We start from the raw sequence: 21,918 nt of genomic DNA, 5'->3' as shown, positions 1-21,918 counted from the left end.
GACGTGCTCCAGATCGACTTCGACAAGGACGGCTCGAAGGACCACACCATGATCGTCACGTCCCGCAGCCAGGGCGTGCCGTATCTGACGTACCACTCCACCAACACCTACAGCAGGTCGGTGGCGAGCATCATCGCGTCGTACCCGAACGCGGCCTATTACGCGTACCGCACCTGATCGGCCCGCCCCGGTCGCAGGACGGCGGCCCCGCCCGGGTACGGGCAGGGAATGGCGGTACCGAACGCCCCGGGGGCCGTCGGACAAGTTCCGACGCCCCCGGCCGGACTGCGTCCCACCGGATGGTGCGGGGGATCTCCGCGGTCCCGACGCTGCGGGGGCCGGAGCTGGGTGCCTTGCGGAAAAGCGTGAGCAGTCGGCGGGCATGTGTCACATAGACGCCCAGATAGGTACTATCAGGACATTTGTTACCAAAGTTCTCATGCTTTCGGCACGGTGAACCGCCGCACCGATGTCGGAATCAGGTGAGACGGTCACTTCGCGACGTGCGTGAGGAAGGCGGTCCAGGAGGCGGGGGAGAGGGCGAGGCGCGGGCCGGTCGTGTCCTTCGAATCGCGTACGAGGACGGTGGCTGGGGTAGCGGCTATCTCGACACAGTTGGATGCGTCGGGGCTGTATGTGGACTTACACCATTGTCTATCGGTCATGTGAGGCTCTTTCGGCTGTTTCGGGCGATGCGACGGATCAGGTCACGGGACTCGGCAGGTTTGAGGGCGTTCGACTCCATGCGGTCCAGCACTGAACGGTACTTGTCCAACTGGGCTTCCGCGTCCAGGAATTCGCACCCGTGGTGGGTGTCCAGCTGCACAGTGTCGAGCTGCGGGACGGCTCCCAGCAGATAGTCGATGGACTGTCCCGTCCCCGGGAAGGAGCCCTTACCGAACGGGATGATCCGAATGGTGACGTGGTCGAGCTCGCTCATGTCCAGCAGGTGCTGGAGCTGGGAGCGGACGGTTGCGGGGCCGCCGTACCCCATGTGAAGGGCGGACTCGTGGATCACTGCCGTGTAAGGGGGCGGATCCTCGCGGTGAAGAATGGCCTGGCGCTTGATGCGATGGGACACGCGGTGCTCGATCTCGTACTGCCGCAGGGGCGGTACCGCCTCGCGGAAGAGGGCGCGGGCGTGGTCGGTGGTCTGCAGCAGGGCGGGGATGTGAACAACCAGTGCCACGCGCAGGGCTGCCGCATGGTGCTCCAGCTCGGCGAGGTCGATGAGGCCTACGGGCAGGTGTTCGCGGTACTCCTCCCACCAGCCCCGTGATCGCCGCCCGGTCATGGCGGCCAAGGCGTCGACGAGCGCGGGGTCGGAGCAGGCGTAGGTGTGCGCCATGCAGTGGACCCGGTCGGCGCTGACAGGCGTGCGGCCCGTTTCGATCATGCTGACGCGTGCCTGGTTGACGCCGAGCAACTCGCCCGCGCCAGTGGCGGTGAGGCCGGCCCGCTCGCGAAGCTTGCGCAGTTCGGTGCCCAGTCTCCGTTGCCGCAGCGTCGGATTGTTGGTGGGCGGCACAGCGTGTCCTTCCTGGCCGCAATGCGGCGTCTCTCTCCCTCGCACGAGTGAAACGTGGATGGATTCATCTCTTTCCGTAGGATCTATCTAACCATTCACTTTACGGTGGTCACGCAACGCTCAACCGCTCGCTCCGTATGCCGGAAGCGCACCGTGGCCGCGGCACTGCCACCGCCGATGTCGCCGTTGAGCGAGCTCAAGTCCCCTTCTCCTTTGGAGCCGTTCATGGTCACCGTAGTCCCGCCCCGCCCTTGGGCGTACGCCCTTCGCCTGCCCCATGACCCCCGCGCCGTACGCGTCGCACGCATGACGGTGCGGGCGGCGCTGGACGGGCACGGTGCGCAGGACACCGCCGACGTCGTGGAGTTGCTGACGTCGGAGTTGGTCACCAACGCCTACCTGCACACCAAGGGGCCGTCCTCCCTGCGGCTCACGTGCCTGAGCGACGGCCGGCTGCGGGTCGGCGTGTGGGACAGCCACCCGTACATCCCCGCCCCGTTCAGCGGGTCCCGCGAGGACTCCGTCCCGCTCGCTCCGGCCGACGCCGGTTCCGGGCGTGGACTGCGCCTCGTTCAGGAGTACGCCGACTCCTGGGGAGGGTGGGCCATCGGCGGCAGCGTGCTGGGGTGCGGGGCCGGGAAGCTGCTGTGGTTCGAAGTGGGTGGGCGATGAGCGGTGAGCGCTGCGGTGAGGATCGAGCCTCCGCCAGGCGCCTCGGCCGCGCTTCCGCGACGGTGCGCCCCGTGCGAAACTGCCCCCTGTTGCGGAAGTGAACAGTGTGACCAGGGGGAGCGGGAACGGATGAGCAAGCGGCAGATGCGCAAGATGCTGGGGCTGATGGCGAGCGGGGAGCCGGTGGAGCTCACCAGTGCGATGGCATCCGTGAAGAAACTCGCCCGACTCGCCTTCGTCGCCCAGCAGTTCGGGTACGAGTACGCCGACGTGCGCCAGGGCGGCGGGCAGAACGCCTCGCTCAGGATGCTGATCGTCCCCGACCCCTCCCCGCAGGCGAGGGCGCGGGCCGCGCAGAACTGGGCCCAGTACCCGAACGCGGGTGACGGCGTCTCCCTGCCGCCGCTCGTGCCGGACGCCTTCGAGCTCCTCAAGGCCCGCATCAACTTCGACCTCACCGGCAAGAACGCCGAGAAGCGCATGGGATACGGGGCGCTCGGCCTCTCCATCGGCTGCGTGATCCTGGCCTACCGGTCCGGGGGCTCGTCGTCCGACTTCGTCGTGGCGGGCGTGATCTGGCTCCTCCTGATGGCCGCCTTCGGCATTGGCTTCGTCATCACCCGCAGGCGCAACGCCAAGTTCGGGGACCGGCTCCGGGCGGCCGGGTTCGCCCCGGTGACGGACGAGACCGGCCGGGTGCGCCACCTGCCGCCGGGCGGACAGACGCCGGGGCACGGCAATCCGCTCGGCGGGAACCCGTACGGCGGCAACTCGTACGGCGGGATCCCGTACGGCGCCCCGGGTGCGACCCCCGCGCCGTACGCCCAGCAGGGCCCGTACGCTCAGCAGGGCCCGTACCCCCAGCAGACCCCCGCCGCCCACGGCACGCCGCCCGCGCCGGTCCCGTACGGGACTCCGCAGCAGCCCCCGGCCCCCGGCGGCCCCTACGCCCAGCCGCAGCCGCCGTACGGGCAGCCCGCCCAGCCGCCGTACCCCCAGCACAACCCCTACGGGCAGCCTCCGCAGCGCTGACCTCACGGTGGGGTGTCCGGCCGGTGCCGGACTCCTCTCACCCCGCCCGCGCCCGGGGTGAGAGCAACGTTCCCCAGCGGTCACCCACAGCCACGGGCCGGAAACGCTCCCTCCCTACCTTCGGGATCAGGCCCCGGGCCCCCAGGCCCTCGCGGCATCCGTCCGCAGCACCCCGGAGAACAGTGGAGGCGTCATGACAGCCCCTGGCCAGGTCCCCGCACCGACGCCGCCCCCGAGCAGGGGCGGCCGCTGGATCCAGCACTGGGATCCCGAGGACGAGACGTTCTGGAACCGGACCGGGGAGCCGATCGCCCGCCGGAACCTCCTCTTCTCGGTGCTGTCCGAGCACATCGGGTTCTCGGTGTGGACGATGTGGTCCGTGCTGGTGCTCTTCATGGGCCCGGAGTACGGGCTGACCCCGGCCGACAAGTTCCTGCTGACGTCCGTGGTGACCCTGGTCGGCGCCGTGGTCCGGGTCCCGTACACCTTCGCCGTCGCGGTGTTCGGCGGCCGCAACTGGACGATCGTCTCCGCCGCGCTGCTGCTCGTCCCCACGGTCGCCGCGTTCACCGTGATGGAGCCGGGGACGTCCTTCTCCACGTTCCTGCTGGTCGGCCTGCTGGCCGGCATCGGCGGCGGCAACTTCGCCTCCTCCATGACCAACATCAACGCCTTCTTCCCGCTGCGGAAGAAGGGCTGGGCGCTCGGTCTGAACGCCGGCGGCGGCAACATCGGCGTCCCGGTGATCCAGCTCACCGCCCTCGCGATCATCGGGGCGGGCGGCGGGCCCCGGGTGCTGCTCGGCATCTACATCCCGCTGATCGTCGTGGCCGCCGTGCTCGCCGCGCTGTACATGGACAACCTGGCCTCGGTGCGCAACGACACCGGTGCTGCCAAGGACGCCGCCCGGGACGCGCACACCTGGATCATGTCCTTCCTCTACATCGGCACCTTCGGTTCGTTCATCGGCTACAGCTTCGCCTTCGGGCAGGTGCTGCAGAACCAGTTCGACCGCACGCCGCTCGAGGCCGCGTACGTCACCTTCATCGGCCCGCTGCTCGGCTCCCTGATCCGCCCGGTGGGCGGATGGCTCGCCGACCGGTACGGCGGCTCGCGGATCACGCTGTGGAACTTCGTCGGCATGGGCGTGGCGACCGGGGTGCTGATCGTCGCCTCCATGCAGAAGTCGCTGGCGCTGTTCACCGTCTCCTTCGTGGTGCTGTTCGTGCTCACCGGCCTGGGCAACGGCTCGACGTACAAGATGATCCCGGGCATCTTCCAGGCCAAGGCGCTGGCCCGGGGGCTGAGCGGCGAGGAGGCGGCCGCCCACGGGCGCCGGCTGTCCGGGGCGTCCATGGGGCTGATCGGCGCGGTGGGCGCGCTCGGCGGAGTCGGCATCAACCTGGCCTTCCGCCAGTCCTTCCTCTCCTACGGCTCCGGCACCGGCGCGTTCGTCGCCTTCCTGGCCTTCTACGCGGTCTGCCTGGTGGTCACCTGGGCCGTATACCTTCGCCGCCCGGCCCGGCCGGCCGCCACGACGGCCGTCGCGGAGGAGAAGCCGCAGCTCAGCTATGCCGAGGTGTGACGTAACACTGGTGACATGAAGCCGAACCGAGCCTGTCATGGACCGTTGACAGGCTCGGCCGGCATGAGGACGAGCCGTGCCTCGGGCAGCACACCGAAACGCAGCACACCGAAACGCAGTACACCGACTCGAGTGCGGGACGAGAGCGGGACGAGAACCATGCACGACGAACAGCAGAAACCCGACCGGCCCACGGAGCCGTCCACGGAGCAGACCATGGAGCAGACCATGGAGCAGACCATGGAGCAGACCCCCGACCACGGGCCGCTCGCGGGCTTCACCGTGGGGGTGACCGCCGCGCGCCGGGCCGACGAGCTGGGCGCGCTGCTCCAGCGGCGCGGTGCCACCGTCCTGCACGCCCCCGCGCTGCGGATCGTGCCGCTCGCCGACGACAGCGAACTGCTGGCCGCCACCAAGGAGATCATCGGGCAGGCCCCGGACATCGCGGTCGCCACGACGGCGATCGGCTTCCGCGGCTGGGTCGAGGCCGCCGACGGCTGGGGGCTCGGCGACGATCTGCTGGCGCGGCTGCGCGGGGTGCGGATCCTGGCCCGTGGACCGAAGGTCAAGGGCGCGATCCGGGCCGCCGGGCTGACGGAGGAGTGGTCGCCGGCGTCGGAGTCGATGGCCGAGGTCCTCGACCGGCTTCTGGAGGAGGGCGTCGACGGACTGCGGATCGCCCTCCAACTGCACGGCGAACCGCTGCCCGGGTTCGTGGAGTCACTGCGGGCCGCGGGAGCGGACGTGGTGGGGGTGCCCGTCTACCGGTGGATGCCGCCGGAGGACATCACCCCCCTCGACCGGCTCCTCGACGCCACCGTCGCCCGGACCCTGGACGCGGTCACCTTCACCAGCGCGCCCGCCGCCGCGTCCCTGCTGTCCCGCGCCACGGAGCGCGGCCTGCTCGACGACGTCCTCGCCGCCCTCGGCCACGACGTCCTGCCCGCCTGCGTCGGCCCGGTCACCGCGCTGCCGCTGCAGGCCCGGGGCATCGACACCGTCCAGCCGGAACGCTTCCGGCTCGGCCCCCTCGTCCAGCTGCTCTGCCGGGAACTGCCCGGCCGGGCCCGCTCGCTGCCGGTCGCCGGGCATCGGGTGGAGATCCGCGGGCACGCCGTCGTGGTGGACGGCGAGCTGCGTTCCGTACCGCCCGCGGGAATGTCGCTGCTGCGGGCACTGGCCCGCCGCCCCGGCTGGGTCGTCGCCCGCGCGGACCTGCTGCGCGCGCTGCCGGGCACCGGCCGCGACGAGCACGCGGTGGAGACCGCGATGGCCCGCCTGCGCACCGCCCTCGGCGCGCCCAGGCTGATCCAGACGGTCGTCAAACGCGGCTACCGCCTGGCCCTGGACCCCCAGGCGGACGCCAAGTACGGGGACACCTGAACGGACCGGTCGCGCGTGGCGCCGGGGGAGGCGTACGAGGCGGGGGGAGGCGTACGGGGCGGGTCCTGGACCGGGACGTGGACCGGCCCTCGGCGGGGACCCGGGAGGAGGGTCCCGCGTCGGTGGGTGGAGTGGCCCCCTCGGTGGGGTCCTGTGCCGGGGCCGGGTCGGACCCCGGTCGGGACCTGCGCCGGGCCGTGGGACGAAGGCCCCGTGCCGGGGCCGCAGCCCGATGCGGGATGCGGGTGGCACCGGGACGGGGTCCCTTCCTGGGCCGGGACGGGGTCCCTTCCGGCACAGGACGGGGTCCGATCCGGGACCGGGCCGGGTGCCAGGGGTTCCGGGCGGGGGAGCGGGCGGGCACTGTAGGGGGTGCGGATTCCCGGAACGCGTCCCTCGGATCCCTCACTCGCATCGCCCCGGCCCGCACGCGACCGGGGTGAACCCTAGGCGGTGACAGGCACATGGCACTGGGTACGGTCACGGCGCCCCACGAGCTGCGGTTCGACACCGGGCGGATCTGTCTGGACCTCCTCGCGACCACGCATCCCGACGAACGGCTCGGCTCCGTCGACGTGCTGCGCGCCTGGATCACCGGTTCCGGACTCGTCCCGGCCGGCACCCCGCTGACCCACGCCGACGGCACCTGGCCGGTCGCCTTCCGCGAACTGCGCGGCCATCTCGCCCGTCTGGTGCACGGCCGCCCGGCGCCCGGCGGTGCCGCCTACGACCGCGCGCTCGCCCGCCTCAACGAGACCGCCCGCGCCGCGCCCCCCGCGCCGCGCGCGGTCCCCGGCGACGACGGGACACTGGTACGGCGGCTGGAGGCACCGCCCGGCCGCGCCGCGCTGCTCGCGGCGATCGCCCGGGACGCCGTGGACCTGCTCACCGACCCGCTCGCGCGCGCGTGCCTGCGGCAGTGCGAGGGTGACAACTGTCCGATCGTGTACCTGGACACCTCACGGGGCCGCCGCAGGCGCTGGTGCTCCAGCGAGGTCTGCGGAAACCGCGAACGCGTGGCCCGCCACCGCCGCAGGGCCGCCGCCCTCTCCCGCGCCTGACCCGTCCTCAACTCCGCCGCCGTGTGACATCGCTAACACGCCGTTTGTCTTCCGGGCGGCACGGGCAGCCGGGCCGTCCCCTCGTTTGTGGTGGAAATGTGAAAAGGAAGCGGGGGGAATGTGCTCCCATGTCCCGGTCTTCGCCTCACTCCCCAGAAAAACGCCGCCTCACGTTGAACACCCGGCACACCGTCTCCGTACCCGATGTCGAGCGACCGACGGGGGGATCCCCGGGACACCGGAGGTGGGCGTGCGCAAGGATGCGGCCGTGGCCAATGAACGTGGAGCGAGGGCCCGACATCGCATGTCCTCGTCCTCGTCGAATGAACCCGACGAGGAGTTGATGCGTGCGCTGTATCGAGAGCACGCCGGGCCTCTGCTCGCCTACGTCCTGCGGCTGGTCGCCGGAGACCGGCAGCGAGCCGAGGACGTCGTGCAGGAGACGCTCATCCGTGCCTGGAAGAACGCCGGTCAGCTCAATCGGGCGACCGGATCGGTACGCCCCTGGCTGGTGACGGTCGCCCGGCGCATCGTCATCGACGGCCACCGCAGCCGGCAGGCCCGGCCGCAGGAGGTCGATCCGTCGCCGCTGGAGGTCATCCCCGCGGAGGACGAGATCGACAAGGCGCTGTGGCTGATGACGCTGTCGGACGCACTCGACGACCTGACCCCTGCCCACCGGGAGGTGCTCGTCGAGACCTACTTCAAGGGACGTACCGTGAACGAGGCGGCCGAGACCCTCGGGATACCCAGCGGCACGGTCCGTTCCCGGGTGTTCTACGCCCTGCGTTCGATGAAGCTGGCTCTGGAGGAGCGGGGGGTGACGGCGTGATGAGTGCGTACGGGGGATTCGGAGCGGGCGGTACGGGTATGTCTGGTGCCATGCAGGGATCACCGGTGCCGAACGAGCACGAGACCGTCGGTGCCTACGCTCTCGGCATCCTCGACGATGCCGAGGCGACCGCGTTCGAGTCGCACCTCGCCGGCTGCGAGTGGTGCGCCCAGCAGCTCGACGAACTCGCCGGTATGGAACCGATGCTGGCCGCCCTCGCGGACCTGCCCGGCACCGGCACGCCGTCACTCGGCGAGTCGCTGTCGGCCAAGCCGGCGCCGCGCGTGGTGGAGAAGCTGGTCGACGAGGTCGCCGAGCGCCGCGCCAAGAAGCGCCGCCGCAACTTCTACATGGTCGCCGCCGCGGGCGCCCTGATCGTCAGCGGCCCCTTCGTCGCCGTCGCGGCGAACGGCGGGGGCGACAGCGGCAGCGAGGGCGGCAACACCAGCCAGACCCTCTCCGCCGACCCCGCGAAGGACGTCTTCGAGCAGATCCCCGACAAGCTCACCGCCACCGACCCGGGCACCAAGGTCTCCGTGACCGTGGCGTTCCAGGAGAAGGACTGGGGCACCGGGCTGGCCGCGCGGATCTCCAACGTCAAGGGCCCCGAGAAGTGCGCCCTGGTCGTCGTCGGCAAGAACGGCGAACGGGAGACCGCGACCTCCTGGACCGTCCCGGAGTGGGGCTACGGCCTGCCGGACGCCACGACGGACAAGGCCAAGCAGCCCCTCCACGTCCAGGGCGGCGCCTCGCTGGAACCCGACGAGATCGACAGCTTCGAGATCGTGACGTTCGACGGCGAGAAGCTCGTCGAGGTCGACGCGTAGCCTGGCGGGCCCCCTTCGCGTACGGTTGACGGCTGCCCAGCACGTCAGAAGGGGGCCCGGTGGCCGCTCAGGCTCAGCAGGAAACCGCGGTGGATCCGATGCGCGAATCCACTCGCGACCGGGAGATCGGTGTCGAACAGGAACACCTCGACCAGGTGTACCGACGGCTCGAGGAGAAGATCCACGAGGCCGAGTTCCTCATGCACGACGCCGCCCGGCGCGGCCAGGTCGGCACGCCCGGCGCACTCGCCGAACGGGACGCCCAGGTCTTCCGGGCCGGCGTCCACCTCAACCGGCTGAACAACGAGTTCGAGGACTTCCTCTTCGGCCGGATCGACCTGCTCCCCGGCAAGGACGGCAAGAAGGGACCCGACGGCGCCTACACCGCCGTCGAGCCCGCCGAGGGCGCCGTCCGCCCCGACAACACCGCCGACATCGCCGAGACGCTGCACATCGGCCGCATCGGCGTCCTCGACGAGGACTACACCCCGCTGGTCATCGACTGGCGGGCGCCCGCCGCCGCCCCGTTCTACCGGTCCACCCCGGTCGACCCGGGCCGGGTGGTGCGCCGGCGCGTCATCCGTTCCAAGGGCCGCCGGGTCCTCGGTGTCGAGGACGACCTGATGCGCCCCGAACTGACGGCCTCCCTGGACGGACAGGAACTGCCCGTCATCGGCGACGGCGCCCTGATGGCCGCGCTCGGCCAGGCCCGGACGCACAGCATGCGGGACATCGTCGCCTCCATCCAGGCCGAGCAGGACCTGGTGGTCCGCGCCCCCGCCGCCTCCGTGACCTACGTCGAGGGCGGCCCCGGCACCGGCAAGACCGCCGTCGCCCTGCACCGCGCGGCCTACCTGCTCTACCAGGACCGGCGCCGGTACGCGGGCGGCATCCTGATCGTCTCGCCCACGCCGCTCCTGGTCGCCTACACCGAGGGCGTCCTGCCCTCCCTCGGCGAGGAGGGCCAGGTCGCCATCCGTGCCATCGGCTCCCTGGTCGACGGCGCCGAGGCCACCCTGTACGACGCCCCGGCGGTGGCCCGCGCCAAGGGCTCCTCCCGCATGCTCAGGGTGATCCGGAGGGCCGCGCGCGGCGCCCTGGAGAGCGGCGGCACGCCGGCCCGGCTGCGCGTCGTCGCCTTCGGCCGGCGGCTCGAACTGGACGCCGACGAGCTGGCGGCCGTCCGCCACACCGCCCTCGGCGGCACCGCCCCGGTGAACCTGCTGCGCCCCCGCGCCCGCAGGCTGCTGCTCGACGCCCTGTGGGAGCACTCCGGCGCGGGCGGCCGGCACACCGACCCGGAGCTGGCCGCCGAACTGCGCTCCTCCTTCGACGACGACATCACCACCGAGGACGCGTTCCTCGCCTTCTTCGACGCCTGGTGGCCCGAGCTGACCCCGGCCGCCGTGCTGGACGCCATGGCCGACGAGCGCCGCCTCGGCCGCTGGGCCCGGCGCGTCCTCAACCCGGGCGAGGTCCGCAAGGTCGCCCGCTCGCTCAGGCGGGACGGCCGCTCGGTGCACGACATCGCGCTGCTCGACGAACTCCAGGCCGTCCTCGGTGCCCCCGCCCGCCCCCGGCGCAGGCGTGAGCTGGACCCGCTGGACCAGCTCACCGGTCTCGAGGAACTGATGCCGGTGCGCGAGGAGTCGCGGCGCGAGCGGGCCGAACGCCTCGCCCAGGAGCGCACCGAGTACGCCCATGTCATCGTCGACGAGGCCCAGGACCTCACCCCCATGCAGTGGCGCATGGTCGGCCGGCGTGGCCGGCACGCCACCTGGACGGTCGTCGGCGACCCCGCCCAGTCGTCCTGGTCCGACCCCGACGAGGCCGCCCAGGCCCGCGACGAAGCCCTCGGCAGCAGGCCCCGCCGCCGCTTCGAACTCACCGTGAACTACCGCAACCCGGCCGAGATCGCCGACCTCGCCGCCAAGGTGCTCGCGCTCGCCATGCCCGGGTCCACCGCGCCGAGGGCGGTGCGCTCCACCGGCGTCGAACCGCGCTTCGTGACCGCCGGCCCGTCCGGGCCCGGCCCGGCCCTGGCCGAGACCGTGCGCGCGGAGGCGGCCCGGCTGCTGGAGCGGGTCGACGGCACGGTCGGTGTGGTCGTCGCCATGCAGCGCCGCGAGGAGGCCCGGCGCTGGCTGGACGGGCTCGGCGACCGGGCGGTCGCCCTCGGCAGCCTGGAGGCGAAGGGCCTGGAGTACGACGCGACGATCGTCGTCTCCCCGGCCGAGATCGCCGACGAGTCCCCGGCCGGCCTGCGCGTCCTGTACGTCGCCCTGACCCGCGCCACCCAGCAGCTCACCGTCGTCTCGGCCGAACGCGACGAGCCGGACACGGCGGGCGTCCCGGACCTGCTGCGGGATTGATCCGGCCGCGGGAATGGTTCTGCGGCATCCGTTTGTTAGCCTGGCAAGTGACACCGGCCCGATCCAAGCCCCCGGGCCCAACCTTCGTCGCTACGAGCGACCACTTGCCGCGAGGCGAGCATGGCGGGCCGGTGTCACTGAACAACCGAGAGGCCCATGTCACTTCCGGGTGACATGGGCCTCTCGCGTTGACTTGCGGACGTGCGAGGCTCACGAACGGTCCTCGGCTTCTCGTATGGTGGAACGGCCTTTCCGGAAATTTTCGCAGTTACCCGCTTTCCGTGCGACCAAAACGTTCACAATCGGATGCGGCTACCACGTACTCGGCGGTAGGTGCGACGATCGGACGGCACAAAGCAGCTAAACGGTGAAAGCAGAGGAAGTCGGCCATGGCAACGGCGCCCAGCGTCTCCTACTCGATGACCATCCGGCTGGAGGTGCCGGCGAGCGGAACCTCCGTCTCTCAGCTCACCACCGCCGTGGAGTCCTCCGGCGGCACGGTCACCGGCCTCGACGTCACCGCGTCCGGCCACGAGAAACTCCGGATCGACGTCACCATCGCGGCCAGCTCCACCTCCCACGCCGACGAGATCGTGGAGAAGCTCCGCGGCGTCGAGGGCGTCAGCCTGGGCAAGGTCTCGGACCGTACGTTCCTGATGCACCTCGGTGGCAAGATCGAGATGCAGTCCAAGCACCCCATCCGCAACCGTGACGACCTCTCCATGGTCTACACGCCGGGTGTGGCCCGCGTCTGCATGGCCATCGCCGAGAACCCCGAGGACGCCCGCCGCCTCACCATCAAGCGCAACTCCGTTGCGGTCGTGACGGACGGCTCCGCCGTGCTGGGACTGGGCAACATCGGCCCGAAGGCCGCCCTGCCCGTGATGGAGGGCAAGGCCGCCCTGTTCAAGCGGTTCGCCGGCATCGACGCCTGGCCGCTGTGCCTCGACACGCAGGACACCGACGCGATCGTCGAGATCGTCAAGGCGATCGCCCCGGGCTTCGCCGGCATCAACCTGGAGGACATCTCCGCGCCGCGCTGCTTCGAGATCGAGGCCCGCCTGCGCGAGGCCCTCGACATCCCCGTCTTCCACGACGACCAGCACGGCACCGCGATCGTCGTCCTCGCGGCCCTGACCAACGCGCTGCGGGTCACCGGCAAGGCGATAGAGAACATCAGGGTCGTCATGTCCGGCGCCGGCGCGGCCGGCACGGCCATCCTCAAGCTGCTCATCGCGGCCGGGGTGAAGAACGCCGTCGTGGCCGACATCCACGGTGTGGTGCACGCGGGCCGCGCGGACCTGGTGGACGCCCCCGCCGACTCCCCGCTGTGCTGGATCGGCGACAACACCAACCCGGAGAACCTGACCGGCACGCTGAAGGAGGCCGTGCGCGGCGCGGACGTCTTCATCGGCGTCTCCGCCCCGAACGTCCTCGACGGCGACGACGTCGCCGCGATGGCCGACGACGCGATCGTCTTCGCGCTCGCGAACCCCGACCCCGAGGTGGACCCGGGCGTCGCCCGCCGGACCGCCGCCGTGGTCGCCACCGGCCGCTCCGACTTCCCGAACCAGATCAACAACGTGCTGGTCTTCCCGGGTGTCTTCCGCGGCCTGCTGGACGCCCAGTCCCGCACCGTCAACACCGGCATGATGCTCGCCGCCGCCAAGGCCCTGGCCGACGTGGTCACCGAGGACGAGCTGAACCCGAACTACATCATCCCCAGCGTGTTCAACGACAAGGTCGCGGGCGCGGTCGCCGGCGCGGTCCGGGACGCCGCGAAGAGCACGGAGGCCCCGGCCACCCTCGCCTAGGCCCCTGCCTCGGCTGTGACCATCACCACGGTAGGTGTGCGATCGGCGCGTCGTGGAACCCGTGACATGCGGCCGCCCTTTATGGTGGCGGCCGTGACTCGGACCCCGGCCTCCGCGGTCCGCTGCCGGCAGTGGACACAGCGTTACCGTCGTCGGGCCGTGGGCGCCTCCCGGGTGACTCCCACGGGTGACTCCTGGGTGGTATCGCGGCTCCTGCGAGTGCCGGATTGGCTTTACCGCCGCAGGTAGAGGCAGGATGCTCCACCAGGACCACGTCCAGGGGGCAGCACCTCCAGGGGCGTGCGGGCCCGAGTAAGGACCCGGGTCCGGGGGACTCACCGAGGACCCCGGCAGCATCGGCTTGGCCGTGCCCCAAGTGCGGCCCTGCCGCGTGGCACGCCTCAACGGCAAGAAGAACACGGGAGTAACAACATGAACCGCAGTGAGCTGGTGGCCGCGCTGGCCGACCGCGCCGAGGTGACCCGCAAGGACGCCGACGCCGTGCTGGCCGCGTTCGCCGACGTGGTCGGCGACATCGTCTCCAAGGGGGACGAGAAGGTCACCATCCCCGGTTTCCTGACCTTCGAGCGCACCCACCGTGCCGCTCGCACCGCCCGCAACCCGCAGACCGGTGAGCCGATCCAGATCCCGGCCGGCTACAGCGTGAAGGTCTCCGCGGGCTCGAAGCTCAAGGAAGCCGCCAAGGGCAAGTAATCCCGCCGTTCGTACGTCCCGGGACGGCGTACGACGCGCAGCGACGCCAAAGGGGCGGCCACCCGATCGGGTGGCCGCCCCTTTGGCAAGTTGGCAAGACTGATTCCGGTCAGCCGAGTGCCTTGCCGGGCAGTTCGGCCTTCGCCCCCAGCTTGTCCATGCTGTGTCTGTCCGGGGGACGACTCCCGGACCCCCGGCCGGGCGGGTGGTGCCGGCGGCCGGTCGGGCTCAGCCGAGTGCCTTGCCGGGCAGTTCGGCCTTCGCCCCCAGCTCCCCCAGCTTGTCCATGCTGTGTCTGTCCGGGGGACGACCCCCGGACCCCCGGCCGGGCGGGTGGTGCCGGTGCCGGCGGCCGGTCGGGCTCAGCCGAGTGCCTTGCCGGGCAGTTCGACCTTCGCCCCCAGCTCCCCCAGCTTGTCCATGAAGTTCTCGTAGCCGCGGTTGATCAGGCCGATGCCGTGGACGCGGGACGTGCCCTGGGCGGCGAGGGCGGCGATCAGGTAGGAGAAGCCGCCGCGCAGGTCGGGGATGACCAGGTCGGCGCCCTGGAGCCGGGTCGGGCCCGAGACGACGGCCGAGTGGAGGAAGTTGCGCTGGCCGAAGCGGCAGACGGAGCCGCCCAGGCACTCGCGGTAGAGCTGGATGTGGGCGCCCATCTGGTTGAGCGCCGAGGTGAAGCCGAGCCGGGACTCGTAGACCGTCTCGTGGACGATCGACAGGCCCGTCGCCTGGGTCAGGGCGACCACCAGCGGCTGCTGCCAGTCGGTCTGGAAGCCCGGGTGGACGTCCGTCTCCAGCGCGATCGACTTGAGCCGGCCGCCCGGGTGCCAGAACCGGATGCCCTCGTCGTCGATCTCGAAGGCGCCGCCGACCTTCCGGTAGGTGTTCAGGAACGTCATCATCGAGCGCTGCTGGGCGCCGTGGACGTAGATGTTGCCCTCGGTGGCCAGCGCCGCGGACGCCCAGGAGGCCGCCTCCAGGCGGTCGGGGAGGGCGCGGTGGGTGTAGCCGCCGAGCTTGTCCACACCGGTGACGCGGATGGTCCGGTCGGTGTCCATCGCGATGATCGCGCCCATTTTCTGCAGGACGCAGATCAGGTCCTCGATCTCCGGCTCCACCGCCGCGTTGGACAGCTCGGTGACGCCCTCCGCGAGGACCGCCGTCAGCAGCACCTGCTCCGTCGTGCCGACGGAGGGGTACGGCAGCTTGATCTTCGTACCGCGCAGCCGTTGCGGGGCCTCCAGGTACTGGCCGTCCGCCCGCTTCTCGATCGTCGCGCCGAACTGGCGCAGCACGTCGAAGTGGAAGTCGATCGGCCGGCCGCCGATGTCGCAGCCGCCCAGGCCCGGGATGAACGCGTGCCCGAGCCGGTGCAGCAGCGGGCCGCAGAACAGGATCGGGATACGGGACGAGCCCGCGTGGGCATCGATGTCGGCGACGTTGGCGCTCTCCACCCGCGTGGGGTCGAGCACCAGTTCACCGGGCTCGTCGCCGGGACGGACCGTCACCCCGTGCAGCTGGAGCAGTCCCCGGACGACGCGGACGTCGCGGATGTCCGGAACGTTGCCCAGCCGGCTCGGCTCGCTGCCCAGCAGGGCGGCGACCATGGCCTTCGGTACGAGGTTCTTCGCACCGCGGACACGAATCTCCCCCTCCAGCGGGGTCCCGCCGTGGACAAGCAGTACGTCTTCAGCGCCGTTGACGGTCATGAATCTCGCGTTCCGTGGAGGGGGCAGGGGCCAGAAGGGCAAGGGTAGTCGCCCGTAACGCCCGGTTCACCAGCCCGTGCACGGCCCGCTCCCGCCCCCGGGCCGCCGCGACACGGCCAGTTTCCGTCCGGACACCCGGGGTCACCGGCAACGCCGTGCGCCGGGGGTGCTCCCGTACGCCCGCCGGGCTCCGGCGGCCCGCTCGGGCCCGCCCCGACGGGCGTCCCACCAGGCCGCTCCCGCGCCGGACGGCCGCGACCACCGCCGTACTCCCATTGCCTCCCCACGGAAGGGAAAGATGCGGGATCATGTCTGCATGACCGAGGTGTCCTCGCTCACAGGGCGGCTGCTCGTGGCCACGCCCGCCCTGGCGGACCCGAACTTCGACCGCGCGGTCGTGCTCCTCCTCGACCACGACGAGGAGGGCTCCCTCGGTGTCGTGCTCAACCGCCCGACCCCGGTGGGTGTGGGCGACATCCTGGAGGGCTGGGCGGACCTGGCCGGCGAACCCGGGGTCGTCTTCCAGGGCGGCCCGGTGTCGCTGGACTCGGCCCTCGGCGTCGCCGTCGTCCCCGGCGGGACCGGGGCGGGCGCCACGGCCACGCCGCTGGGCTGGCGCCAGGTGTACGGCGCGATCGGACTGGTCGACCTGGAGGCGCCGCCGGAGCTGCTCGCCGCCGCCCTCGGCTCGCTGCGCATCTTCGCCGGATACGCGGGCTGGGGCCCCGGCCAGTTGGAGGACGAACTGGTGGAAGGAGCCTGGTACGTCGTCGAGTCGGAACCCGGCGACGTCTCCTCCCCGGTGCCCGAGCGGCTCTGGCGCGAGGTGCTGCGCCGCCAGCGGGGAGATCTGGCGATGGTGGCCACGTACCCGGACGACCCTTCGCTCAACTGATGCGTGTGAGCTTCAGTACCCTTTGTTTCATGAGCACTCTTGAGCCCGAGCGCGGGACTGGTACGGGGACCCTCGTAGAGCCGACGCCGCAGACCTCCCACGGCGACGGCGACCACGAGCGCTACGCCCACTATGTCCAGAAGGACAAGATCATGGCGAGCGCTCTCGACGGCACGCCCGTCGTGGCGCTGTGCGGCAAGGTGTGGGTGCCGGGCCGTGACCCGAAGAAGTACCCCGTCTGCCCCATGTGCAAGGAGATCTACGAGTCCATGAGCGGCGGCGACGACGACAAGGGCAAGGGCGGCAAGGGCAAGGGCGACAAGTAACCGCGCGGGGCTCCGGCCCCCGGGTGCGTTTTGGGCGCCCTGGGGGCCTTTGTGCTGCCCGCTCGTTGCACGGAGTGCGTCGGCCGGTCACAGAGTGGTTGAGACCTCTTGTGGGCTCGTTCACCTAGTCCCTAGCCTCCGGTGTTGTTGTGCACAGCGAAACCAGCGTTGCGCATGTTGCAACACTTCATCGGAGGAAGCAGTCCATGAAGCTGTCCGTCCGCCTGGTCGCCCTCGCGGCCGTCATCGCCACCGCCGCCTGCGCGCCCCAGACTTCCGGGGATTCCTCCTCCGACAAGGACGAGAAGACCGGGACCCTGCGCGTCTGGCTTTTCCAGGAGGTGAACAACGCACCCAAGGAAAAGGTCGTCGAGTCCGTCGTCGCCGGATTCGAGAAGGCGCACGACGGCACCGAGGTCACCGTGGAGTACATCCCGGTCGAGACCCGCGCCGAGCGCATCAAGGCCGCCTTCAACGACCCGAAGTCCGCGCCCGACCTCGTCGAGTACGGCAACACGGACACCGCCGGCTATGTGAAGGACGGCGGACTCGCCGACGTCACCGAGGAGTTCGGTGACTGGGACGAGGCCAAGGACACCGACCCGACCGCCCGGCAGTCGGTCACCGTCGACGGCAAGGTCTACGGGGCGCCGTACTTCGTGGGCGTGCGCGCCCTCTACTACCGCACCGACGTCTTCGACGAACTCGGCCTCGAACCCCCCGCCTCGCAGGCCGGACTGATCTCCACCGCACAGGAGATCCGCGCCGCGAGGCCGGACCTGTACGGCATCGCCGTCGGCGGCGCCTACACCTACGGCGCGATGCCCTTCATCTGGGCCCACGGCGGCGAACTCGCCACCGGCAAGGGCGGCTCGTACGCCTCCGCGATCGACACCCCCGCCGCCCGCAAGGGCATCGAGGCGTACACCTCCCTCTTCGGTGACGACAACTGCCCGGCCGCCAAGTGCGCCGGCATGGGCGGCAACGACACGGTGACCGCCTTCGCCTCGGGCAAGGCCGCCATGGCGATCGGCGGCGACTTCAGCCACGCGGCGATCGAGGCCGGGACGGTGAAGGGAAAGTACGCCGTCGTGCCGCTGCCGGGCGTGGAGTCCGGGTCCATCGCCCCCGCCTTCGCGGGCGGGAACAACCTCGGCGTCCTGAAGTCGACCTCGCACCGCACCCTCGCCGTCGACCTGATGCAGCGGCTCGCCTCGAAGAAGGCGCAGGGCGAACTGTTCGACGCGATGGGCTTCCTGCCGACCTTCTCGGACGTGCGCCAGCAGGCGGCCGCCAAGGAACCGTTCCTGAAGCCGTTCGTCGCGACCCTCGCCGCCGACACCAAGTTCGTGCCGGCCTCGCCCGCCTGGGCGCAGATCGACGCCTCGCTGGTACTGCCGACCATGTTCCAGGAGGTCGTCAGCGGCAAGAAGGACGTGGACGCTGCCGCCGGGGACGCGGCGAAGAAGATGAACGAGGCGTTCGGCTCGGTGGGCTGACCCCGTGGCCGCACAGGACACGGTGGCCGTGCGCAAGCGTCCCGCGCTCCGCACGGCCACCGCCCCCCACCCACCGCGAAGCCCCAGGGGCGGGGGCCGGGGCCGCAGGGCCGGCCTCACCCCCTGGCTCTATCTCGCCCCCGCCCTCGTCGTCCTCGGCGGGCTGCTCGCCTACCCCGTCTACCAACTCGGCCTGATCTCGCTCTTCCACTACACCCAGGCGCAGGTCAGCGGCGGCGAACCGACCACCTTCCAGGGCCTGGGCAACTACACCGAACTCGTCGCCGACGAACAGTTCTGGCAGGTGCTGCTCACCACCGTCCTGTTCGCGGCGGCCTGCGTGGTCTCCACCCTGGCCGTGGGCTGCTCGCTCGCCGTACTCCTCACCCGGGTACGCGCCGTGCCCCGGCTCGCGCTGATGCTGGCCGCGCTCGGCGCCTGGGCGACCCCGGCCGTCACCGGCTCCACGGTGTGGCTGCTCCTCTTCGACGCCGACTTCGGCCCGGTGAACCGGATACTCGGTCTCGGCGACCACTCCTGGACGTACGGGAGGTACAGCGCCTTCTTCCTCGTCCTGCTCGAAGTCGTCTGGTGCTCCTTCCCGTTCGTGATGGTCACCGTCTACGCCGGTATCCGCGCCGTGCCCACCGAGGTGCTGGAGGCCGCCGCCCTGGACGGCGCCTCGCAGTGGCGGGTCTGGCGCTCGGTGCTCGCCCCGATGCTCCGGCCGATCCTGGTCGTCGTCACCATCCAGTCGGTGATCTGGGACTTCAAGGTCTTCACCCAGATCTACGTCATGACCGGCGGGGGCGGCATCGCCGGCCAGAACCTGGTCCTCAACGTCTACGCGTACCAGAAGGCGTTCGCGTCCTCGCAGTACAGCCTCGGCGCCGCGATCGGCGTGGTGATGCTGCTGATCCTGCTCGCCGTCACGCTGGTGTACCTGCGGCTGCTGCGCCGCCAGGGGGAGGAACTGTGACTCTCGTGAGCCGGAACGGAGTGCGCCGGGTGAATCCCGTGCGCCGGTTCGTACGGCGTCCGTGGCGGCTCGCGGCCGAGGCGACCGCGCTGGCGGTCGCGGTGGTGGTGGCCTTCCCGCTGTACTGGATGGTGCTGAGCGCCTTCAAACCGGCCGGCGAGATCGAGTCGGACCGGCCGCGGCCGTGGACCCTGACCCCCACCCTGGATTCCTTCCGACGCGTGTTCGGGCAGGAGGAATTCGGCCGGTACTTCCTCAACAGCGTGGTCGTCGCGGTCGCCGTGGTGCTCGCCTCCGCGCTGATCGCCTTTCTCGCGGCGACCGCCGTGACGCGATTCCGGTTCCGTATGCGGACCACCCTGCTGATCATGTTTCTGGTGGCCCAGATGGTGCCCGTGGAGGCGCTGACGATCCCGCTGTTCTTCCTCATGCGGGACGCGGGTCAGCTGAACACGCTGTGGTCGCTGATCCTGCCGCACATCGCGTTCTCGCTGCCGTTCGCGATCTGGATGCTGCGGGGGTTCGTGAAAGCCGTTCCCGACGCGCTGGAGGAGGCCGCCTACATCGACGGCGCGAGCCGCGCGCGGTTCCTGTGGCAGATCCTTTTCCCGCTCGTTCTGCCGGGGCTGGTGGCCACCAGCGTGTTTTCCTTCATCTCCACCTGGAACGACTTCCTGTTCGCCAAGTCCTTCATCATCAGCGACATCTCGCAGTCGACACTCCCGATGGCCCTGCTGGTCTTCTACAAACCGGACGATCCCGACTGGGGCGGCGTGATGGCGGCGTCCACGGTGATGACGATTCCGGTGCTGGTCTTCTTCGTACTCGTACAGCGGCGCCTGGTCTCCGGACTGGGCGGCGCGGTGAAGGACTGACGTGACATCACCGACGGACCTGATTCCCGCACCCCGCAGTGTCGTCGCCGGTTCCGGTGAGGTGCGGCTGACGGCGCACTCCCGGCTCCACGCCGGCACCGCGACGGACGGCGTCGGCCACTGGCTGCGCACCGTGCTCCGGCAGGCCACCGGCCTGCCGTTGCGCGAGGGACGGGAGCTCGATGACGCCGACGGCGGTGATATCGGGCTCCGGCTCGACTCCGCGCTCGGCCCCGAGGAGTACCGCCTCGTCAGCGACGGGAACGGCGTCCTGATCGAGGGCGGCAGCGCGGCCGGTGTCTTCCGGGGCGCCCAGACGCTGCGGCAGCTCCTCGGCCCCGACGCGTACCGCAGCGCTCCGCTCGGCCGCGACCGGGCCTGGGCCGTGCCGCACGTCACGATCGAGGACGCCCCCCGCTTCCGCTGGCGCGGGCTCATGCTCGACGTCGCCCGGCACTTCATGCCCAAGGAAGGCGTGCTGCGCTACCTCGATCTGATGGCCGCGCACAAACTCAACGTCCTGCACTTCCACCTGACGGACGACCAGGGCTGGCGCATCGAGATCGAGCGGTACCCGCGGCTGACGGAGGTGGGCTCCTGGCGCACCCGGACGAAAATCGGCCACCGCGCCTCGCCCCTGTGGGACGACACACCGCACGGCGGCCACTACACGCGGGACGACATCCGGGAGATCGTCGCCTACGCGGCCGAACGGCATATCGCCGTCGTTCCCGAAATCGACGTGCCCGGCCACTCGCAGGCCGCCATCGCCGCGTATCCGGAACTCGGCAACACCGATGTCGTCGACACCTCCTCGCTGACCGTCTGGGACACCTGGGGGATCAATCCGAACGTACTCGCCCCCACCGACACCACCCTGCGCTTCTACGAAGGGGTTCTCGAGGAAGTCCTGGAACTGTTCCCCGCCGACGCCACGGGTCCCGCCGCGTATGCGCCGTCCCCGTCGTTCTCGTCGTTCGTCCACATCGGCGGTGACGAATGTCCGAAGGACCAGTGGCGCGCCTCGGACGTCGCGCAGAAGCGGATCGCCGATCTCGGGCTGGCCGACGAGGACGCCCTCCAGTCCTGGTTCATCGGGCACTTCGCCGGCTGGCTCGCCGCGCGCGGGCGCCGGCTGATCGGCTGGGACGAGATCCTCCAGGGCGGCCTGCCCCCGGGCGCAGCCGTGTCCTCCTGGCGCGGTTATGCCGGCGGGGCCGCCGCCGCCCGCTCGGGGCACGACGTCGTCATGTGCCCCGAGCAGCACGTGTACCTGGACCACCGTCAGGACGCGGGCCCGGGGGAGCCGGTGCCGATCGGGTACGTGCGCACCCTGGAGGACGTCTACCGGTTCGAGCCCGTACCGGAGGGCCTGGCGCCCGAGGAGGCCGGGCGGGTGCTCGGCACCCAGGCCAACGCCTGGTCCGAGGTGACCGAGAACCAGGCGCGGGTGGACTACCAGGTCTTCCCCCGGCTCGTGGCCCTCGCCGAGGTCGCCTGGAGCACGCTGCCCGCCCCCGCGCAGCGGGACTTCACCGGTTTCGAGCGCCGGATGACCGCCCACTACCGGCGACTCGACGCCCTCGGCGTCGCCTACCGTCCGCCCGCCGGCCCGCTGCCCTGGCAGCGGCGCCCCGGCGTCCTGGGCCGCCCCATCGACGGCACACCCCCGAACCGGTAGCGCGTACCGGGCCGGTGGAGCGTACCGCGTCCGGAACCGGCCATGCACGGAAGTCCACCCCATCCCGGACAGGTCGCGCGAAAAGGCCGCAAGGGTCACCGAACCGTTCCCATTCGAGCGCACGGGCGATGGAG

Annotated in this window: 20 protein-coding genes; 17 read left to right on the top strand and 3 right to left on the bottom strand. The window is 71.0% G+C overall.

Annotated features, from left to right (window positions below; genetic code table 11):
* Positions 1-177: amidase domain-containing protein (locus tag ACFWVE_RS09315; RefSeq protein ID WP_384009814.1), on the top strand; the 177-nt coding region annotated here is incomplete at its 5' end.
* Between the two features lie 314 nt (positions 178-491).
* On the opposite strand, the gene ACFWVE_RS09310 is transcribed toward ACFWVE_RS09315, so the two are convergent.
* Both ACFWVE_RS09310 and ACFWVE_RS09305 read right to left on the bottom strand, forming a co-directional pair.
* Positions 492-665 carry a DUF397 domain-containing protein gene (locus ACFWVE_RS09310; RefSeq protein WP_384009802.1) on the bottom strand — a complete coding sequence of 58 codons (174 nt, stop codon included), beginning with the start codon at positions 663-665 and terminating at the stop codon, positions 492-494.
* Positions 662-1,528, bottom strand: coding sequence for a helix-turn-helix domain-containing protein (locus ACFWVE_RS09305; protein ID WP_384009800.1), 867 nt, complete (start codon positions 1,526-1,528; stop codon positions 662-664). Before ACFWVE_RS09305 ends, ACFWVE_RS09310 begins: the two co-directional genes overlap by 4 nt.
* Positions 1,529-1,753: 225 nt before the next feature.
* On the opposite strand from ACFWVE_RS09305, the gene ACFWVE_RS09300 reads away from it, so the two are divergent.
* The 10 genes from ACFWVE_RS09300 (at position 1,754) to ACFWVE_RS09255 (ending at position 13,820) form a co-directional block, all read left to right on the top strand.
* Positions 1,754-2,200, top strand: coding sequence for an ATP-binding protein (locus ACFWVE_RS09300; protein WP_384009797.1), 447 nt, complete (start codon positions 1,754-1,756; stop codon positions 2,198-2,200).
* 129 nt (positions 2,201-2,329) lie between these two features.
* Positions 2,330-3,232, top strand: coding sequence for a hypothetical protein (locus tag ACFWVE_RS09295; protein WP_384009794.1), 903 nt, complete (start codon positions 2,330-2,332; stop codon positions 3,230-3,232).
* Positions 3,233-3,425: 193 nt separating this feature from the next.
* Positions 3,426-4,817 carry a nitrate/nitrite transporter gene (locus ACFWVE_RS09290; protein WP_384009791.1) on the top strand — a complete coding sequence of 464 codons (1,392 nt, stop codon included), beginning with the start codon at positions 3,426-3,428 and terminating at the stop codon, positions 4,815-4,817.
* A 216-nt stretch (positions 4,818-5,033) separates the two neighbouring features.
* Entirely contained in the window at positions 5,034-6,200 is a 1,167-nt protein-coding gene (locus ACFWVE_RS09285; protein WP_384009812.1) for a uroporphyrinogen-III synthase, read from the top strand.
* 464 nt (positions 6,201-6,664) lie between these two features.
* On the top strand, positions 6,665-7,261 hold the full coding sequence (locus ACFWVE_RS09280) for a CGNR zinc finger domain-containing protein (RefSeq protein WP_384009788.1): 597 nt from the start codon (positions 6,665-6,667) through the stop codon (positions 7,259-7,261).
* A 244-nt stretch (positions 7,262-7,505) separates the two neighbouring features.
* Positions 7,506-8,093, top strand: a complete 588-nt coding sequence (locus tag ACFWVE_RS09275; protein WP_266076074.1) for a sigma-70 family RNA polymerase sigma factor — start codon at positions 7,506-7,508, stop codon at positions 8,091-8,093.
* Positions 8,094-8,158: 65 nt separating this feature from the next.
* Positions 8,159-8,920: an anti-sigma factor family protein gene (locus tag ACFWVE_RS09270; RefSeq protein WP_384009785.1), complete on the top strand. Its 762-nt coding sequence runs from the start codon at positions 8,159-8,161 to the stop codon at positions 8,918-8,920.
* Between the two features lie 59 nt (positions 8,921-8,979).
* Positions 8,980-11,292, top strand: a complete 2,313-nt coding sequence (locus tag ACFWVE_RS09265) for a HelD family protein (protein ID WP_384009782.1) — start codon at positions 8,980-8,982, stop codon at positions 11,290-11,292.
* A gap of 389 nt (positions 11,293-11,681) precedes the next feature.
* Positions 11,682-13,106 carry an NAD-dependent malic enzyme gene (locus ACFWVE_RS09260; protein ID WP_384009779.1) on the top strand — a complete coding sequence of 475 codons (1,425 nt, stop codon included), beginning with the start codon at positions 11,682-11,684 and terminating at the stop codon, positions 13,104-13,106.
* Positions 13,107-13,538: 432 nt separating this feature from the next.
* Positions 13,539-13,820 carry an HU family DNA-binding protein gene (locus ACFWVE_RS09255; protein WP_003990598.1) on the top strand — a complete coding sequence of 94 codons (282 nt, stop codon included), beginning with the start codon at positions 13,539-13,541 and terminating at the stop codon, positions 13,818-13,820.
* Positions 13,821-14,182: 362 nt separating this feature from the next.
* Here ACFWVE_RS09255 and murA read toward each other — a convergent pair whose 3' ends face one another.
* Positions 14,183-15,529 (bottom strand): UDP-N-acetylglucosamine 1-carboxyvinyltransferase, encoded by a 1,347-nt coding sequence (gene murA, locus ACFWVE_RS09250; RefSeq protein ID WP_384009775.1) that lies wholly within the window; start codon positions 15,527-15,529, stop codon positions 14,183-14,185.
* A 316-nt stretch (positions 15,530-15,845) separates the two neighbouring features.
* Here murA and ACFWVE_RS09245 point away from each other — a divergent pair, with 316 nt between their 5' ends.
* The 6 genes from ACFWVE_RS09245 (at position 15,846) to ACFWVE_RS09220 (ending at position 21,784) form a co-directional block, all read left to right on the top strand.
* Positions 15,846-16,424 carry a YqgE/AlgH family protein gene (locus ACFWVE_RS09245; RefSeq protein ID WP_384009773.1) on the top strand — a complete coding sequence of 193 codons (579 nt, stop codon included), beginning with the start codon at positions 15,846-15,848 and terminating at the stop codon, positions 16,422-16,424.
* A 29-nt stretch (positions 16,425-16,453) separates the two neighbouring features.
* Positions 16,454-16,750: a DUF3039 domain-containing protein gene (locus ACFWVE_RS09240; RefSeq protein ID WP_266076086.1), complete on the top strand. Its 297-nt coding sequence runs from the start codon at positions 16,454-16,456 to the stop codon at positions 16,748-16,750.
* A gap of 206 nt (positions 16,751-16,956) precedes the next feature.
* Positions 16,957-18,249 (top strand): extracellular solute-binding protein, encoded by a 1,293-nt coding sequence (locus ACFWVE_RS09235; RefSeq protein WP_384009769.1) that lies wholly within the window; start codon positions 16,957-16,959, stop codon positions 18,247-18,249.
* Between the two features lie 4 nt (positions 18,250-18,253).
* On the top strand, positions 18,254-19,228 hold the full coding sequence (locus tag ACFWVE_RS09230) for a carbohydrate ABC transporter permease (protein ID WP_384009766.1): 975 nt from the start codon (positions 18,254-18,256) through the stop codon (positions 19,226-19,228).
* 29 nt (positions 19,229-19,257) lie between these two features.
* Positions 19,258-20,103, top strand: coding sequence for a carbohydrate ABC transporter permease (locus tag ACFWVE_RS09225; RefSeq protein ID WP_384009810.1), 846 nt, complete (start codon positions 19,258-19,260; stop codon positions 20,101-20,103).
* Between the two features lies 1 nt (position 20,104).
* Entirely contained in the window at positions 20,105-21,784 is a 1,680-nt protein-coding gene (locus tag ACFWVE_RS09220) for a beta-N-acetylhexosaminidase (RefSeq protein WP_384009763.1), read from the top strand.
* Positions 21,785-21,918 lie beyond the last annotated feature (134 nt).

This window comes from Streptomyces sp. NPDC058632, assembly GCF_042717095.1.
Classification (GTDB): domain Bacteria; phylum Actinomycetota; class Actinomycetes; order Streptomycetales; family Streptomycetaceae; genus Streptomyces.
Note: the sequence above shows the minus strand (reverse complement) of the source record. Positions and strands in the feature narration are given on the sequence as shown.